This is a genomic window from Polaromonas sp. (assembly GCF_012927415.1).
Lineage (GTDB): Bacteria > Pseudomonadota > Gammaproteobacteria > Burkholderiales > Burkholderiaceae_C > Polaromonas.
The window spans coordinates 21,865-37,115 of record NZ_JABBPF010000025.1; the positions used below are offsets into that span (position 1 = coordinate 21,865).

The following is a 15,251-nucleotide window of genomic DNA, read 5'->3' on the forward strand; positions in this document are numbered from 1 at the left end:
AAGCTGCCGTGCCTAAAGAGACGGCGCTGATGGGCTGGGTCAAAAACCGCGTTCTTCTGTCGCTGGTGCTCGCTGGCATCGCGGCGGCTTCGGGGCTGGCGTTTCTGACTCATGCGCCAAATCGGCTGGTTTCCGGCGCCAGCATTTCCTTGGCAGACGTCGTGAGCTGGGGCGATGGTGCGACACAGGCACTTGCGTTATCGGCAAGCCTGATGCCGGCACTGTTGCTGGTAGCAACCATCTTCATGCGCCCCGGGCGGGCCACCCATTTTCTGGTGATCGTCACGGCAGTGCTGCTGCTGTCAGGGCTGCTGTGGCTGGCCGGAGGGCACGCGATGCGGCTCGCTTCACTACCGGCTGCTGTTTCAGCTGGCTCATCGCCAGGCATAGAGCGCACCTCATTGGGCGGTGCCTTCTGGATTTTGATAGCGCTGAGTTGGCTGGCAGCCAGCGACGCCATCGCGCACCTGGGCCTGAAGCCGCTCTGGCGATTGATTGCCAGTGCTGCCGTTATCACGCCCTTACTGGTCTTCATCGCGACGGGCGCGCTTGACCAGCTGTCCCTGATGCGGGAATACGCGAACCGTGAGGACGTGTTCAATGCGGCCTTGCTGCAGCATGTGCAAATTGTGGTGGCAAGCCTGTTGCCCAGCTTGCTCATCGGCGTGCCGCTGGGCATTGTCTCGGCGCGGACGGGGAAATGGGTGAATACCTTGCGGCCACCGTTGTTTGCAAGCCTCAACATCATTCAGACCATTCCCTCCATTGCACTTTTTGGTTTGCTGATGGCGCCGCTCGCCCTGCTCGCTGCCAGCATCCCGGTGCTGGCCAAGTGGGGCATCAAGGGCATCGGGCTGGCTCCGGCCGTGATCGCGCTGGCGCTTTACTCACTGCTACCTATCGTTCGCAGCACCGCCGCCGGAATAAGCCAAGTGCCCCGACCCGTCATTGATGCTGCCATCGGCATGGGCATGACGAAGCGCCAGATTTTCTGGAAGGTAGAAGCGCCGATGGCCCTGCCGGTTTTTCTCTCGGGCCTGCGCGTGGCGACCGTGCAGACCATAGGTATGGCGGTGGTCGCGGCGTTGATAGGCGCGGGCGGCTTCGGTGCCATCGTGTTCCAGGGTTTGCTGGGCGGCGCGCTTGATCTGGTGTTACTGGGGGTGCTGCCTGTGGTGGCCATGGCGGTGGCGGTGGATGCCGCTCTCCAAACCATCGCCTCATCCCCGGCAAATGAATTTAAGTTTTTCTGACTTTCAAAATTGAATCCTGATGATTGAACTGCAGGGTGTATCCAAAAGTTTTGACGGCGTGAAGGTCATCGACGACCTGTCGCTGAACGTCGCACAGGGCGAGTTCATGGTAATTCTGGGCAGTTCGGGTTCGGGCAAGTCAACCCTGCTCAAGATGATGAACCGTCTGGTGGACCATGACAGCGGCCGGGTTCTATTCGCAGGTAAAGAAATTCGCAGCTTCAGGCCTGAAGACATACGCCGGCGCATGGGTTACGCGATTCAGTCAATTGGCCTGTTCCCGCACTGGAGCGTCAAGAAAAACATTGCCACAGTGCCGGCGCTGCTGAAATGGCCCAAGGCCCGCATTGAGGCACGCGTCAGTGAGTTGCTGACGCTGTTGCAACTCGAACCCGAAACCTACCAGGCTCGCTATCCGCACCAGCTCTCCGGCGGACAGCAGCAGCGCGTGGGGGTGGCACGGGCACTGGCGGGAAACCCTGAAGTGCTGCTGATGGATGAGCCGTTTGGTGCACTGGATCCGGTCACGCGCGCGGCCCTGCAGCTGGAAATTGCGCGAATTCACAAGGCTTTCAACAAGACCATCGTGCTGGTCACGCATGACATTGACGAGGCGCTCAGCCTGGCCACCCGCATTGTTTTGCTGGACCAGGGGCGCATCGTGCAGAGCGGCACGCCGCTGCAGATTCTTTCAGCGCCCGCCAACGACTTTGTGCTCGATTTTTTTGGCCGCGGTGATGTTGGCATCAAGCTTCTTGGCTTGCAACGCGTGGGCGATCATTTGCGGGCCAATGTGCAGGATTTGCCAGACGACGCAGGCAGCGGCGAAGCCATATTGGCAACACTCAGCCTGCGCGAGGCGCTGTCCATTTTTGTGTCGCGCCGTGTCTCCCGGCTCTCGGTCATTGACAGCCAAGGCCAGCACATGGGAAGTATCGAATTGCAGGACCTGCTTGGCCCGACTGGTCCGGCCACGCGGCATCCGCGGGACAATCCATGAATTCCTCGCCAGCAGAAAAAAGGCCACGGCGGGGCCTGCAGGACCAGCTTTTATGGTGGGTGCTGGCCTTGCTGCTGCTGCTCGTGTTTGGCATCAACTGGCTCAAACCGGTTTTTGCATTCCTGTTTCCCCAGCTGGAACGGCCGGTCTATGAGCAGGACAGCTTCTTTAGCCTGTTGCTGGCCCACCTGAAAATTGTCGGCTTGTCCAGCGCCGTCGCAGTCATCGCCGGCCTTGGCGCAGGGATATTTGCCACCCGCGACAGTGGCCGAGAGTTCCGGCCACTGATCGAAACGCTGGTGTCGATCGGGCAGACTTTTCCACCCGTGGCTGTCTTGGCGGTGGCGGTTCCGCTAATCGGTTTTGGCGAGGCTCCCGCGCTGATAGCACTCGCCCTGTACGGCTTGTTGCCCGTATTGCAAGGCACCCTAGCCGGCCTTGAATCAGTGCCTGCGCCAGCGCGCGAAGCGGCCGAAGGATTGGGCATGAGCCCTTGGCAGTGCCTGCTCGGCGTCGAACTTCCGCTGGCCGCTCCGGTCATCCTGGCGGGCGTACGGACCTCGGTGATCATCAACATTGGCACTGCGGCAATCGCTTCCACCGTAGGAGCCAAAACACTGGGCCTGCCCATTATTGTGGGTTTAAGCGGGTTTAACACCGCTTATGTAATTCAAGGCGCAGTGCTGGTCGGTTTGCTGGCGGTTGCGGTCGATCTTGCATTTGAAAGGCTGCAGCGTCGGCTGGCTCACTGGCAGGATGCTTCCTGAATGCCCCGATACCCGCTGCTTTTACAGCAGGCCCCGACGCGCCAGACTCCGCATCAGCGCAGCGATGCCAAACGTCCAGGGAGCGGCAAGATCGGAGGTGGTGACGCGATTCACCAGCGTGCCGAGCTGCGGCGTTGACACCGACACCACATCGCCGACCACATGGGTAAAACCCTGGCCCGGGCCGTGACGATCTTGCGTAGGGGCGAACATGGTGCCCAGAAAAAGCATGAAGCCATCCGGATACTGGTGATTCGGGCCCATGGCCTGCGCGACGAGGTCAAGCGGGTCGCGGCTGATTTTTCTCAGGGAACTGCCGCCCTCCATCTCGAACCCTTCCGGTCCCACAACCGTCATGTTCAGGTCGCTGCGGCGCACGTCGTCGATGTCGAAGTGCTTGTCAAACAAGCGGATAAACGGGCCAATTGCGCATGAGGCGTTGTTGTCCTTGGCTTTACCCAACAGCAGCGCGCTGCGTCCTTCAAAGTCGCGCAAATTGACGTCATTGCCCAATGCTGCGCCCCGCACCTCACCACGCGAATTCACCGCCAGCACGATTTCGGGTTCGGGATTGTTCCAGCGGCTTTGTGGGTGAATGCCTACTTCGGCGCCCGTGCCAACCGCGCTCAGGGGCTGGCTCTTGGTAAATATTTCTGCATCGGGGCCAATGCCGACCTCAAGATATTGCGACCACACACCCTGCGCCACCAGGACTTCCTTAAGTCGAGCCGCCTCGGCCGAGCCCGGCTTGATGCTGCCGAGGTTATCGCCCATCACGCCTATCACCGCCTTGCGAACGGCCTCCGCCTTGCTGGCGTCACCCCTGGCCTGCTCCTCAATGACACGCTCCAGCATGGACGCCACGAAAGTCACGCCAGCGGCCTTGAGGGCCTGCAAGTCGCACGGGGCCAGCAACCATGGCAGGCCCGGGTCGCGCGCGTCCTCTGCAGTATTGGCCAGCACCTCGGCCGTACTGCCAAGGCGCGGCAATGAGGCAGACGCCGCCCGCACCGCTTGCGCCACGTCGTGTAATTCCAGCAACTGGCTAGCCGTAGGCGCCACGCTGGAGAGGTCAAATACCTCCTCAGCGCTGACCAGCGCCAGCACAGGACCACTGCCTTCAACCCAGACACGACCGATCAGGAGAGCCTGAGGAGCATCCATCGGCAAGGTGGACCGCAGCATCAAAGATTTTTTCATGGCGGAAAGGCGCCCGGTCACAGGCCAAAAATTTCAATGCTCCATCCTACCGCCATCGGGGCCTGCTTCAGCGAGCCAGACTTGACAGCCCTGCGCCCCGACCGGCGCCAGACCGTCAGCCGCGCTTGCCGGTGATCAGGCGATAGCCGATCAGCAAGACGATTGCGCCTAACACTGCCGCAATGAAACCGGCGGATTGACCAACCTGGTAAAACCCCATGAATCGCCCGAGATAGGTGGCAATCACCGAGCCGGCAATGCCGATCAGCACCGTGATGATGAAACCCGCAGGATCGCGGCCGGGCATGAAGAATTTCGCCACAACGCCAACGACAAATCCGATAAGAATGGTCCAGATAATGCTCATTTACTTCTTTCTGCGTAGTGTGTTTGCGACTCTTGGGAAAACTAGGGGCGGCAGGCGCGCAGTTTACAGCGAACCGCCTGCTTCCAACTGCGCCATGAGTTCGTCTTTTCGGAGTTGCAGCGACTCGCGCATTCTCACAAGGTCAAGCGTGGTTTTCCAAGCCCTGGTGAACATCTCATCACGCTCTTTCTTGACATGATGATTAATGGATTTACCAGGGACGGTCATTTTGGCGTCAAACGGTTCTTAACCCGCATCCATTCCCTGAATCTAAAAAATCAGATTCTTGGCGCTCGCATGTTCAGCCGTGGCCTCACTGAGCAATGCGTCATCCTTGATCGCCGCGCGCGTAGCAAGGATAAGAAATTTCCTCTTCCACAGTGGCATGGACCGTCAACGCCTTGCAAATCCGGTCGGCCAGGCCCGCCAAGGCGCCAGCCGTGCAGTTCTTGGCAAAAACCATGAAAGCAAGCGGTGTTCCCGAAAACGTCACGATCAACAAGTCAAATACCTGAACAACATCGTCCAGCAGGACCACCGGGCGATAAAGAGGGTCATCAACCCAAGGCTGAATTTTCAGTCATTTCGCTCGACCAGAATGTCCTGGCCGGCATCGAACTCATGCCCATGATCCGCAAAGGTCAACTCCTGCTGCAAGGATGCATCAAAGCTGTCTTTTGCTGCCCCGTTTTATCCATCGGCAGGGCAAATCCGTCCCATTTGAGAAGCTGACATCCGTTCCGACCCAAAACACGTTCATCAACTGGCACCGCGACAGAGCCGTTCAACCGCCACTGGGTCGAGCCTGTCTCTTTTTCTCAGTCACCTCCGCTTTAATATTGTGTAACTAGGACGCGCGCATAGCCAATTTCCCAATAGCACGGCAGCGCGAAAAGTTCAGACTCTTCGCCGGAGATAAATCCGTAAAGGTATTGTTGATTTAGGCTGCGCTCATCAAAGCATTTCCAACGGACTCGGGCCTATCGGCGGTGGGAACAACCGATCGAGTTCGGCCAGTTGCGCTTGCGTCAGACGATGATCCAAGGCGCCGATATTTTCCTTCAGCCGGTCGCGGTGGCCGGTTTTAGGAATGACGATCACGTCGTCAAATGCCAGTAACCAAGCCAGGCCGACCTGTGCGGGTGTCATGCCGTGGCGCTGTGCGAAATCGACGAGCTTCGGATTCAGGGTAAGTTTGGCTTGCTCAATTGGAGAATAAGCCATGATCGGAATGGGGCGCTCGCGGAGCCACGGAAGCAAATCCCATTCAATGCCTCGGCGAGTGAGGTTGTAGAGGAGTTGGTTGGTTGCCACAGCGGAGCCGTCGGGAACCGACCACAGTTCCTGCATGTCCGCGAGATCGAAATTGCTGACGCCGTAGTGGTGAATCTTGCCAGCCTTTTGAAGCGCCACGAACGCCTCTATCGTCTCTGCGAATGGCACATTGCCACGCCAATGCAGGAGATAAAGGTCGATATGATCGGTGCGCAGCCTCGCCAAGCTGCGCTCGCAGGCAACGACGGCACCCTTGCGGGACGCGTTATGCGGAGAGACTTTGCTCACGAGGAAGACTTGGTCGCGTCTGCCCTCTATCGCCTCGGCGACAAGCTCTTCCGACCGGCCTTCACCATACATTTCTGCTGTGTCGATGAGGGTAACGCCAAGATCAAGACCAAGGCGAAGCGTTGCGATCTCTTCCGTGCGGGTCGCCCGATTTTCCCCCAAATGCCAAGTCCCCAACCCAAAAGCCGACACGCGTTTGTGCGATGGCAATGTGACTGTCTTCATGCAGTGATCTCCTGATATTCCCTGTTAAGGGAAGCTTGCTCGACCTGATGCGGGCACCGCAACCAACGTCGCGCGGCCCGGCCCGGGCTTCTTGCAATTGCGTCAGCGTTTACAAGAGATGCTAGAGGGCGCTCGGCACAGGTCGCCCTTTTTGATCAACTCCACACCCTGGCTCACCTCATGTACCTCTCCAGTTATCTCATGACCAAAAACCAATACGCTTACCCTGCTCGCTGTCGAATCGGGTGTCTGTGCGATGCCGCACATAACAAGTTCGCGGATGGCCTTGGGGTCGATTTTTTTTGGTTGTTAAAAGTGACGAAAGGAGAACGAGCACTGGCGTGGAGTTGCCTGGCAAGCCCTTGATTTATCCGGTTTTAACGTCGCTTTTTTCGAGCATATTGTGCTGCCCCAATCACCGGCGGCAAAAAATGTCACTCAGCGTGCTGATTATTTCCCGATGTAAGCGCCGTTTTGCCGAGAGCGCATCCCGAAGCAGCATTTAGCCAGTGCCATGTCATATTGAAAATTGCAGGCGCTGACAGATCCAAAAAATGGGACGCTGATTAGCAGGCCCGCGCGAATGGATGCTGTTTACTGACAATAAACTTTGGTTTAAGAGACTGTCAGCTGCAGTTGATTCTGGTCGAAAAACCCGTTGAAGGCAGTTTGAACCGTTCTCGATGGCAGGCCGCTTCACCTGCGTGATCGACGGAACAGGTGTCAATTGAAGCGGGTGAAGTCATGCAGTCGGGAAACAGCTCAATAAGAGAGCTGGCGTGAACATGGTCTCAAAGGCCATCGCATTCGGCCACAACGCCGAATTTATCGAAGGTTGAAAGGATGGCCACGCGATTGCCGAGGGCTGCCAGCAAACGGATGCTTTAGGTGCAGTTCATGAGAGCGGTAGATCGCCCTTTTGCGCTCGGCCATTCTGCTTTGGTGAGCGCACTGCTTAAAAAATCAAATTTCAGTGCCTGCAGTTCGATCTTCGTGTGCGGCACTTTCACATCCGGAACACTCAGAGCTGGTTCGTGTACCGCAGCCACACACCGCCGCCATCCTGGATATCTGCCGAATTCAATGTAAGGTAAGTTGGTTTAGTCCAGCTATCTTTGGCGATCTCAAACGACGCAGGATGCTCTCCACGCCCGTCAATCAACGGCAATATGAGAACACTAACCTCATCAATAAGCCCGGCGTTTACGAATGACCCGCTCACGGTGGGTCCGCCTTCGACGATCAGACGCTTTGTGCCGAGTTCTTCCGCAAGGGTTGCAATAACTTGCACCAAATCAATCTCTGTCTTGCCGCCAAAAATGTAAGACACATTAATGGATTTCAGGTAGGCCAGATAGTCATCCGACACCGCTTCCGTCACAACCGAAACGACATGCGAATCTAGCGCCTCGTTGTTCGTCCAAGCCACTTTTCCATGGGGATCAATCGAGACAGCGTAGCAGGCCGCATTACGCTTGGCGAAATAATGAATTCGGGGGACAGGCGCTTTGGCCAAGCCTTTCTGGTAGTCACTGCCATGTGCAATTTCCTGCATGGTGACCCTACCGCAGATCCATGCATCGAACTCAAACTGCTGGGCAAGCTTCTCATAAAGGTCGCCGGCGTCTTTTTTAAAAGGGCGCGCCCAACCGTCCGTGAGCGCATGTCCATCGATGGAAGACATCATATGGCAGATGACATATGGTTTCATGAAAAACTCCCAATAATCATTGGTGGCCGACAAATTTTGATTATGTCGGTCCATGCATCAGAAGGCAATCAAATTTACCAAACCTCACCCTGCCTAACTTTCAGTGAAGCCCCCCGCAGCGTTAAAAATTTGTCAGATTCAGCGACGAACCTGCCCGGAAAATTTGATTCTGTCATGTTGCTCGTTGTTGGGCGTGTTTTGGGTCGCAGCGGATGCCATCTCGTTAAATGGGACGGGTTTCACCTGCCGGGTCAGCAAAAGACAGCTTTGATGCAGCCTTGTAGCAGGAGTTGACCTTTACGCATCATGGGCATGAGTTCGATGCCGGCCAGGACATTTCTTACGGCTCGAATTGACTTGAAGTGACCTGAAGTTGCGCCTCGGTTTGGTGACCGGCGTTACCGCCAAGTGGTCCTGCTCGACGATCTTGTTCAGGTATTTGACTTGTCGAATGATGACCGGTTTTTCGCCTGTGCCATTGATTTCCCCCGTGGCCGTTTCGTTAGCACCGCTTTCGTCCATCGTGACCTTTTCGGGAACACCGCTGGCCTTCATGGCCTTTCAAAGAACCGCTTGGCTGCGGCCTTGCCCCGCCTGGCCGTCGACAAAAAGTCAGCTGCCTTGTCTTGCTTGTCCACTGCGCGGTATCGGTATTTTCAGGCGCCCTTGACCTTGATGCAAGTCTCGCCCACGCGCCAGCTTCCGCCCCCGGGCGTTTATGTTGGCGATAAACTTTTTCTAGCAGAGGCAGAAACAGGATTGCCCAGCGGCTGTTTGAGGAATAGTCGACAAACGCACCTCGCTCCTCCCTCATCTTATCGAGATGGCAGTAGATCGACGGCTACACGACATACCAATGAATGCACCAGAATTGCGTCGATAGGAAGGCGGATTCCTTTGGCAGTCAGCATCGTGTCTCAAGCCTTCTCAGTCAAAGCGCTCAGCATAGTCGAGCGAACTGCTTGACCGCCAATGCGCAGAACCTCCGCCTTCCTGCCTTACCTCGTGAATTTTCCTTGTTGCCCTAGGATTAGCAAGTCTACAAATTTTCCCGAGCTATGCTGGGTTGAAGATATTTCAACCCCATACCCGCCAAAATCCACCGCATTTATGGTTTCGAGGCCACGAATCAAACTCTCGCGAGTCGGCTTGCTCCCAGCCCGTCTCAAGGCTTCAACCAAAAACTTCGCGGAAATGAAACCTTCCATCTGGCTAAAGGTGTATTCCTTGATGCCCTGCTTTACAGCCAAACCCTGAAACTCTCTGGACACGCTGATACCCTGATTCCAGGGGGATGGAACCACCTGCGAGATCACAATACCTCGCGCACGCTCCCCCAGGGCGGCCACCAGTTGGGTATTGCTGATCACGGACAACATATAAAAGGTCGACCGGTAGCCAGCCTTCAGATAGGCATCGACAAAGTTGATGCTGGGTTTACCAGCACTGACCACAATAATGGCCTGCGGCAAAGATTTTCCGATCGTTTCAACGGCCAGGTCCATCTTTGAGCCGTCAACCTCGATCGGCGATTCCGCTGTCAGTGAAACGCCATGCAATTTGGCTGATTCTTTGAGCGAAGCCAAGCCCCCCGTACCAAAGGAATTGTTGAGATAGGCAACTGCTACTTTAGTAATACCAACTGCTGCCAACTGCTTGACCATGGCGGCTAGTTCGGCGCTGTAACCGGCCTTAATGTTGAATACATAGCGGCTGAATTTTTTACGCAATGCATCCGAACCTGTGAACGGCGCAATGAAAGGTACGCCGGCCTCTTCAACCATCGGCAATGCAGCAAGCGAAGGCGGCGTACCTGCATATTGGAACAAGGCCAATACCTTTTCCTGGTCAATCAGTGTTCGCGTGTTTTCTGCTGCTTTCTTCGGGTCGTACGCGTCGTCAAGTGCGATGACTCTTATCTTGCGGCCGCGTATTCCTCCGTTGGCATTGATATAGTCAAAGTATAGATTCGCACCCTGACGTGTCTCAGTCGATAAAGCGGCCAATGGCCCAGTGAGCTGACAGGATTGTCCAATCAATATTTCTGCATCTGGCACGCTGGGAACGGTTTGTGCCGCCGCTAGCTGAATGTTGAAACATAAGAGCATGCCCGCAAAGGTAGCGCACAGTTTTTTGAAAAAATTCGGCATTATCAATCCTGTTGTTATCGAATGCTTCAGTTGGAATCTCCGGGTTTATATCTTAGTTTTGGAAAATTTGCCAGTATGTCGGCGCCGATTTAATATTGCACCATGGCGGATCGGCAGTTTTAGGTTTTCAACTGTAGATGAATGCACTCATTACATGGTTTTGGCAGTCTTCCTGACTTGATTGTTTTGAAGATGAATGATGGAAGGGAACGGGCTATTGCTGCGGCATCTCGCGCATTGACCAGCGGCCCTTGGCCTGCCTGACCTTCAGCCAGGGGGCTCGATTCGCGCGCAGCCTCGTCTGCGAGGCCTGCAGCGTGTAGTCGCTGCCGCCCACCACCAAACCCTCATCGCTCCAGTCGGACTGAACCATGTCGCCGCGCTCGAACGTCGAGGAACCAAGGGCATGACGTGTCTTGCTTTCGTTCACCGGCCACTGGCGGATGAAATCGGGGATCGGGGGTCGGGGACGCGACTGTCGCTGGCGGCGTAGCAGTCGGCCTTGATCTGCGCAAACAAAACGTTGGGCGTGGGCCAGATTTGCTTGTAGCGACGGGCACTGGCCTTGAGCGCCAGAACAGTGCCGCATGAAACGCGCTCAGCTTGCCCGTTCCGGGGTACGCCGGTCTGTTGGCAACGCGCCCTCATCCGGCGCCTTCCAGCCATCTCCTGAACGTGTGAGGCGACAAGCCGGTCTGCCTGGCAATGGCATGCAGCGACATCTGGTCGCACAAACGCATTCGTCTGATTTTTCTCGCCATTTCCATGGCCATCCCCTTCTTTCCCTATCTGAAAATTAGGCTGAGCCAGTAAAAGAGCGGAGTCAATTCTGGATCGCCACAAGCTCGATAAGTGAGCCAGTTTTCGGTCGGCGCCAACGATCGGATGATCGCCGCAAGCAAATTGCGGGGTCTCGCCAAGAAACCGCTTGCGGTGTGCATGCACGGATAGCCGTGTTTACGACTTTAGCAACCTGTTGACGACGTGTTAACGACCTTCATCAAATTGAATACATGAGCCGGGCTCGTAGCACCCCTCATTCGACCGTCACGCTCTTGGCAAGATTGCGCGGTTTGTCTACATCCGTGCCGCGCGCCAGCGCCGTGTGGTAGGCCAGCAGTTGCAGCGGCACCACATGCAGCAGCGGACTTAACGGCCCGTAGTTCTCAGGCATGCGGATGACGTGAACGCCTTCGCTGTTGTCGATGCGGCTGTCAGCATCGGCCAGCACATACAGCACGCCGCCGCGCGCACGCACTTCCTGCATGTTGCTTTTCAGCTTTTCAATCAATGCGTCATTGGGCGCGACGGTCACCACCGGCATGGCGCTGGTGACCAGCGCCAGCGGACCGTGCTTGAGTTCGCCAGCCGGATAGGCCTCGGCGTGGATATAGCTGATTTCTTTCAGCTTGAGCGCGCCTTCAAGCGCGATCGGGTAGTGCATACCGCGGCCGAGAAATAGCGCATTTTCCTTCTTGGCGAAATCTTCAGACCAGCTGATGACCTGCGGCTCCAGCGCCAACACGGCCTGCAGGGCTGCTGGCAGGTGGCGCATGGCCTTTAGGTGAGCGGCTTCCCCGGCCTCGCTCAAGTGGCCCCTGGATTGCGCCAGCGTCAGCGTCAACAGGAACAGGCCTGCCAGTTGGGTCGTGAAGGCTTTGGTCGAGGCAACGCCAATCTCGACACCGGCGCGCGTGACATAGGCAAGCTTGCATTCGCGCACCATGGCCGAGGTGGCGACGTTGCAGATGGTCAGCGTTTGCATCATGCCCAGACTTTGCGCGTGGCGCAGGGCGGCCAGCGTGTCGGCCGTTTCGCCGCTTTGCGTGATGGTGACCACCAGCGTCCCGGGGTTGGGCACCGAGTCGCGGTAGCGGTATTCGCTGGCAACTTCCACCTGGGTCGGTATCCTGGCGATGGACTCCAGCCAGTATTTGGCCACGCAGCCGCTGTAGTAGCTGGTGCCGCACGCCAGGATGAGCACCGAATCGATAGCTTCGAATACGCCACGCGCCTGGTCGCCAAACAGCTCGGGAACGATGCCTTTGATGCCCTCGAGCGTGTCGGCAATGGCGCGCGGCTGCTCGAAAATCTCTTTTTGCATGTAGTGGCGGTAAGGCCCCAGCTCGGCGGCGCCGCTGTGAGCATGAACGGTTTTAACCTCGCGCTCCACCTTTTTGTGCTGGCGGTCAAACACCCAGTATTTGCCGAGCTGAAGATCGACCAGGTCCCCTTCTTCAAGGTAGACGATCTGGTCGGTCACTCCGGCCAGCGCCATCGCGTCGCTGGCCAGGAAATTCTCGGAATGGGCGTTTCCCACTCCCAGGATCAGCGGCGAGCCGGCACGGGCACCGACCACGCGATGCGGTTCGTCCTTGCAGAACGCGGCGATGGCATAGGCACCCCGCAACTGCACCACGGCGGCCTTGAGCGCCTCGAACAGGTCGCCGTCGTAGAGGCTGTCCATCAAATGCACGATGACTTCGGTATCGGTCTGGCTTTCAAACACATAGCCCTTGGCCTGCAGCGCTGCGCGGAGTTCGTCGTGGTTTTCGATGATGCCGTTATGCACCAGCGCGACCTTGCCGGGGCGGATGGCACTGCTGGCGCCGGTGCCGTGGCTGAAATGCGGATGCGCGTTATGCACCGCGGGAGCGCCGTGGGTGGCCCAGCGGGTGTGGGCAATACCGGTACCACCCTCAAGTTTGTCGGCGCTCACTTGCGCCTGCAACTCAGCCACGCGGGAGGTGCTTCGCGCGCGTTTGAGGCCATCAGCATAAACTGCCACGCCACACGAGTCATAACCGCGGTACTCCAGCCTTTGCAGGCCCTGCACCAGGATGGGAACGATGTTTCTCATGGAAACCGCTGCAACAATGCCGCACATGGAGTGACTCCTCAAAAATAATGTGCTGATGGTACGTCTTGATTGTTTTTTAAGGTGATTGATTTAGATCGATTTTTGGAATAATATTCCATTCACAATATTACTTGTAATTTAATTTCATTTATATAAATATAATGGAACAAATAGATATTGACGCCACGGACATCAAACTACTTGATTTGCTGCAAAGCGATGCCACGCTGAGCAACTTGGCTTTGGCCGGGCGCGTTAATGTGTCACCGCCAACCTGTTTGCGCAGGGTCAAGCGGCTGCGCGATGCGGGGCTGATCGAGCGTGAAATCGCCGTGCTCAACCCTGAAAAGCTCGCCGTGGCGCTGGGCCGGGGCCTGACGGCGCTGGTCGAAATCTCGCTGGACCGGCAGGGTGCCGAGCAACTGGAGGCGTTTGAAGCGCGCGTGGTGCCGGACGATGCGGTGCAGCAGTGTTACCGCGTCTCGCCGGGGCCCGATTTCATCTTGCTGGTACAGGTGGCTGACATGCCGCGCTATCTGGCCCTTGCGCAGCGGCTTTTCACCAGCGATGCAAATGTGCGCAACGTGAAAACCTTTTTTAGTATCAAACGCCTCAAATTTGAACCAAAAGTACTTCTTGTCCAATAAATACGGTTTTTCACTGCTATTTAATTAATAGCAATTACCGCGCTTCATGCTTTTGTCGGCAACGAGCAGCGCCCACCTGCAAAGGTGAATAAGCTATTAATTAAATAGCAACCAACACTTGAATCCACTGGACAAGAGCCGGATTTGACGCCTAAAACCCGTCATCAAGCCTTGGGCAGCTTGGCCGGGCGCGTAAAGTGGGCAATGGTGACTTGCTTTCCGCGCGCCACGCTCAAGGCACCTGCTGGCGTGCTTTTGGTGAGCGTGGAGCCACCACCGACAGTGCCGCCCTGGCCGATGGTGATGGGCGCGACCAGCACGCAATTGCTGCCCACATTCACATCTGCCTCAATCACCGTGCGGTGCTTGTTGGCACCGTCGTAATTGGCGGTGATGCTACCCGCGCCATAGTTGACGCGTTCGCCCACCGTGGCGTCGCCCAGGTAGGCCAGATGATTGGCTTTGGCGCCTCTGGCCAGGGTGGAGTTTTTGACTTCGACAAAATTGCCGATATGCACCTCGGGACCCAGGTTGGCACCGGGGCGAAGGCGGGCAAAAGGGCCGACCAGCGAACCCTCGCCAACCTGAACACCCAGCTTTTCGCCCTCAATGTGCGTGAACGGATGAATCACCGCGCCTGCCGCGATGGTGGCGTTGGCGATCACGCAGTTGGCGCCCACGCGCACGCCGTCGCCCAGGCTTACCTGGCCGTCAAACACGCAGTTCACGTCAATCTCGACGTCCTGGCCGCAGACCAGCGTGCCGCGTACGTCCAGCCGCGCCGGGTCGGCCAGCCGCACGCCCTGCTCCATCAGCGCGGTGGCCTGGCGCTGCTGGAACACGCGCTCAAGCTCGGCCAGCTGGACGGGACTGTTCACGCCAGCGACCTGCGCGGCGTCAAGGATCTGGTGCGCCACAACGGCCACTCCGTCGGCTACGGCAAACTTCACGATGTCGGTCAGGTAGTACTCGTTCTGTGCATTCTGGTTGTCAAGCCGCGCCAGCCAGCGCCGCAGCAGCCGGGTCGGCACGGCCATGATGCCGCTGTAGATTTCGGTAATAGTGCGTTGCGCGTCGGTTGCGTCCTTATGTTCCACGATGGCACGCACCTGCGCCGAGGCCTCTTCCCCGGCGCGAACAATGCGCCCATAGCCCGCAGGATCGGCCATGTCGAGCGTGAGCAGCGCCAGTCGCTGGCCATCCGACTGCGCCAGCAGGGCCTGCAAGGTGGCAGGCTGTGTCAGCGGCACGTCGCCCGACAGCACCAGTGTGACGCCGTCGTCCTGCAGCAGCGGCAGAGCCTGCTGCACTGCGTGGCCGGTGCCAAGTTGCGGCTCCTGGCGCGCCAGCCTGACCGTCAAATCGGCCGCCGCACCAGTCAATCCGGCGCAGGCTGCTTCCACCTGAGCCGCGCCATGGCCCGTAATCACCACTGCCTGGCGCGCCGACAACCAGGCAGCGCAGTCCATCACATGGGCCAGTAATGCACGTCCGCCCAATCGGTGCAC

General features: G+C 57.4%; 17 protein-coding genes and 2 pseudogenes. 5 read left to right on the forward strand and 14 right to left on the reverse strand.

From position 1 onward, the window contains the following. Positions 1 to 8 precede the first annotated feature (8 nt). From HHJ19_RS02545 to HHJ19_RS02555, 3 genes are read left to right on the forward strand one after another with little or no spacing between them, the layout of a single operon-like run. A complete protein-coding gene (locus HHJ19_RS02545; RefSeq protein ID WP_296903766.1) occupies positions 9 to 1,253 on the forward strand; it encodes an ABC transporter permease in 1,245 nt (414 codons plus the stop codon). Positions 1,254 to 1,272: 19 nt separating this feature from the next. Then, the gene (locus HHJ19_RS02550; RefSeq protein ID WP_296903768.1) at positions 1,273 to 2,253 is read left to right on the forward strand and encodes an ABC transporter ATP-binding protein; all 981 of its coding nucleotides are present in this window, start codon (positions 1,273 to 1,275) and stop codon (positions 2,251 to 2,253) included. After that, complete coding sequence (locus HHJ19_RS02555; protein WP_296903769.1) at positions 2,250 to 3,020, forward strand: ABC transporter permease; 771 nt, start codon at positions 2,250 to 2,252, stop codon at positions 3,018 to 3,020. The genes HHJ19_RS02550 and HHJ19_RS02555 overlap by 4 nt, the downstream gene beginning before the upstream one ends. Positions 3,021 to 3,041: 21 nt before the next feature. On the opposite strand, the gene HHJ19_RS02560 is transcribed toward HHJ19_RS02555, so the two are convergent. From HHJ19_RS02560 to HHJ19_RS02575, 4 genes are all read right to left on the reverse strand, one after another. After that, on the reverse strand, positions 3,042 to 4,220 hold the full coding sequence (locus tag HHJ19_RS02560) for a fumarylacetoacetate hydrolase family protein (RefSeq protein ID WP_296903771.1): 1,179 nt from the start codon (positions 4,218 to 4,220) through the stop codon (positions 3,042 to 3,044). A 115-nt stretch (positions 4,221 to 4,335) separates the two neighbouring features. Beyond that, positions 4,336 to 4,587: a GlsB/YeaQ/YmgE family stress response membrane protein gene (locus tag HHJ19_RS02565; protein WP_296903772.1), complete on the reverse strand. Its 252-nt coding sequence runs from the start codon at positions 4,585 to 4,587 to the stop codon at positions 4,336 to 4,338. Positions 4,588 to 4,650: 63 nt separating this feature from the next. Next, entirely contained in the window at positions 4,651 to 4,815 is a 165-nt protein-coding gene (locus tag HHJ19_RS02570) for a hypothetical protein (RefSeq protein WP_296903773.1), read from the reverse strand. 100 nt (positions 4,816 to 4,915) lie between these two features. After that, a complete protein-coding gene (locus HHJ19_RS02575) occupies positions 4,916 to 5,125 on the reverse strand; it encodes a hypothetical protein (RefSeq protein WP_296903790.1) in 210 nt (69 codons plus the stop codon). Between HHJ19_RS02575 and HHJ19_RS02580 the strand changes: the two are divergent. Beyond that, a pseudogene (locus tag HHJ19_RS02580) lies at positions 5,084 to 5,319 on the forward strand (DDE-type integrase/transposase/recombinase); the annotation flags it as partial. The gene HHJ19_RS02575 and the pseudogene HHJ19_RS02580 overlap by 42 nt on opposite strands. 222 nt (positions 5,320 to 5,541) lie before the next feature. Here the strand turns inward: HHJ19_RS02580 and HHJ19_RS02585 are convergent. The 9 genes and pseudogenes from HHJ19_RS02585 to glmS all read right to left on the reverse strand — a co-directional run bounded on the left by HHJ19_RS02585 (position 5,542) and on the right by glmS (position 13,123). Next, complete coding sequence (locus HHJ19_RS02585) at positions 5,542 to 6,375, reverse strand: aldo/keto reductase (RefSeq protein ID WP_296903774.1); 834 nt, start codon at positions 6,373 to 6,375, stop codon at positions 5,542 to 5,544. A 102-nt stretch (positions 6,376 to 6,477) separates the two neighbouring features. Next, positions 6,478 to 6,642: an alcohol dehydrogenase catalytic domain-containing protein gene (locus tag HHJ19_RS18000; RefSeq protein WP_366929375.1), complete on the reverse strand. Its 165-nt coding sequence runs from the start codon at positions 6,640 to 6,642 to the stop codon at positions 6,478 to 6,480. Between the two features lie 754 nt (positions 6,643 to 7,396). Then, a complete protein-coding gene (locus HHJ19_RS02590; RefSeq protein WP_296903775.1) occupies positions 7,397 to 8,086 on the reverse strand; it encodes a dihydrofolate reductase family protein in 690 nt (229 codons plus the stop codon). 251 nt (positions 8,087 to 8,337) lie between these two features. Further along, positions 8,338 to 8,997 (reverse strand): annotated as a pseudogene (locus tag HHJ19_RS02595) (IS6 family transposase). An 87-nt stretch (positions 8,998 to 9,084) separates the two neighbouring features. Then, complete coding sequence (locus tag HHJ19_RS02600) at positions 9,085 to 10,236, reverse strand: ABC transporter substrate-binding protein (protein WP_296903776.1); 1,152 nt, start codon at positions 10,234 to 10,236, stop codon at positions 9,085 to 9,087. A 214-nt stretch (positions 10,237 to 10,450) separates the two neighbouring features. Further along, complete coding sequence (locus HHJ19_RS02605) at positions 10,451 to 10,666, reverse strand: hypothetical protein (protein WP_296903778.1); 216 nt, start codon at positions 10,664 to 10,666, stop codon at positions 10,451 to 10,453. Next, positions 10,663 to 10,884 carry a hypothetical protein gene (locus tag HHJ19_RS02610; protein ID WP_296903779.1) on the reverse strand — a complete coding sequence of 74 codons (222 nt, stop codon included), beginning with the start codon at positions 10,882 to 10,884 and terminating at the stop codon, positions 10,663 to 10,665. Before HHJ19_RS02610 ends, HHJ19_RS02605 begins: the two co-directional genes overlap by 4 nt. Then, positions 10,881 to 11,009 (reverse strand): helix-turn-helix domain-containing protein, encoded by a 129-nt coding sequence (locus HHJ19_RS02615; RefSeq protein WP_366929376.1) that lies wholly within the window; start codon positions 11,007 to 11,009, stop codon positions 10,881 to 10,883. The genes HHJ19_RS02610 and HHJ19_RS02615 overlap by 4 nt, the downstream gene beginning before the upstream one ends. A 263-nt stretch (positions 11,010 to 11,272) precedes the next feature. Beyond that, positions 11,273 to 13,123, reverse strand: coding sequence for a glutamine--fructose-6-phosphate transaminase (isomerizing) (gene glmS / locus HHJ19_RS02620; RefSeq protein WP_296903781.1), 1,851 nt, complete (start codon positions 13,121 to 13,123; stop codon positions 11,273 to 11,275). Positions 13,124 to 13,257: 134 nt separating this feature from the next. On the opposite strand from glmS, the gene HHJ19_RS02625 reads away from it, so the two are divergent. Further along, the gene (locus HHJ19_RS02625) at positions 13,258 to 13,743 is read left to right on the forward strand and encodes an Lrp/AsnC family transcriptional regulator (protein ID WP_296903782.1); all 486 of its coding nucleotides are present in this window, start codon (positions 13,258 to 13,260) and stop codon (positions 13,741 to 13,743) included. Positions 13,744 to 13,907: 164 nt separating this feature from the next. On the opposite strand, the gene glmU is transcribed toward HHJ19_RS02625, so the two are convergent. Continuing rightward, on the reverse strand, positions 13,908 to 15,251 hold a 1,344-nt coding region (gene glmU, locus HHJ19_RS02630), incomplete at its 5' end, for a bifunctional UDP-N-acetylglucosamine diphosphorylase/glucosamine-1-phosphate N-acetyltransferase GlmU (RefSeq protein WP_296903784.1).

Coding starts and splice junctions, on each gene's coding strand:
- HHJ19_RS02550 (WP_296903768.1), top strand. CDS start 1,273: ATGATTGAACTGCAGGGTGTATCCAAAAGTTTTGACGGCGTGAAGGTC.
- HHJ19_RS02555 (WP_296903769.1), top strand. CDS start 2,250: ATGAATTCCTCGCCAGCAGAAAAAAGGCCACGGCGGGGCCTGCAGGAC.
- HHJ19_RS02560 (WP_296903771.1), bottom strand. CDS start 4,220: ATGAAAAAATCTTTGATGCTGCGGTCCACCTTGCCGATGGATGCTCCT.
- HHJ19_RS02565 (WP_296903772.1), bottom strand. CDS start 4,587: ATGAGCATTATCTGGACCATTCTTATCGGATTTGTCGTTGGCGTTGTG.
- HHJ19_RS02570 (WP_296903773.1), bottom strand. CDS start 4,815: ATGACCGTCCCTGGTAAATCCATTAATCATCATGTCAAGAAAGAGCGT.
- HHJ19_RS02585 (WP_296903774.1), bottom strand. CDS start 6,375: ATGAAGACAGTCACATTGCCATCGCACAAACGCGTGTCGGCTTTTGGG.
- HHJ19_RS18000 (WP_366929375.1), bottom strand. CDS start 6,642: ATGTGCGGCATCGCACAGACACCCGATTCGACAGCGAGCAGGGTAAGC.
- HHJ19_RS02590 (WP_296903775.1), bottom strand. CDS start 8,086: ATGAAACCATATGTCATCTGCCATATGATGTCTTCCATCGATGGACAT.
- HHJ19_RS02600 (WP_296903776.1), bottom strand. CDS start 10,236: ATGCCGAATTTTTTCAAAAAACTGTGCGCTACCTTTGCGGGCATGCTC.
- HHJ19_RS02610 (WP_296903779.1), bottom strand. CDS start 10,884: ATGAGGGCGCGTTGCCAACAGACCGGCGTACCCCGGAACGGGCAAGCT.
- HHJ19_RS02615 (WP_366929376.1), bottom strand. CDS start 11,009: ATGGCCATGGAAATGGCGAGAAAAATCAGACGAATGCGTTTGTGCGAC.
- glmS (WP_296903781.1), bottom strand. CDS start 13,123: ATGTGCGGCATTGTTGCAGCGGTTTCCATGAGAAACATCGTTCCCATC.
- HHJ19_RS02625 (WP_296903782.1), top strand. CDS start 13,258: ATGGAACAAATAGATATTGACGCCACGGACATCAAACTACTTGATTTG.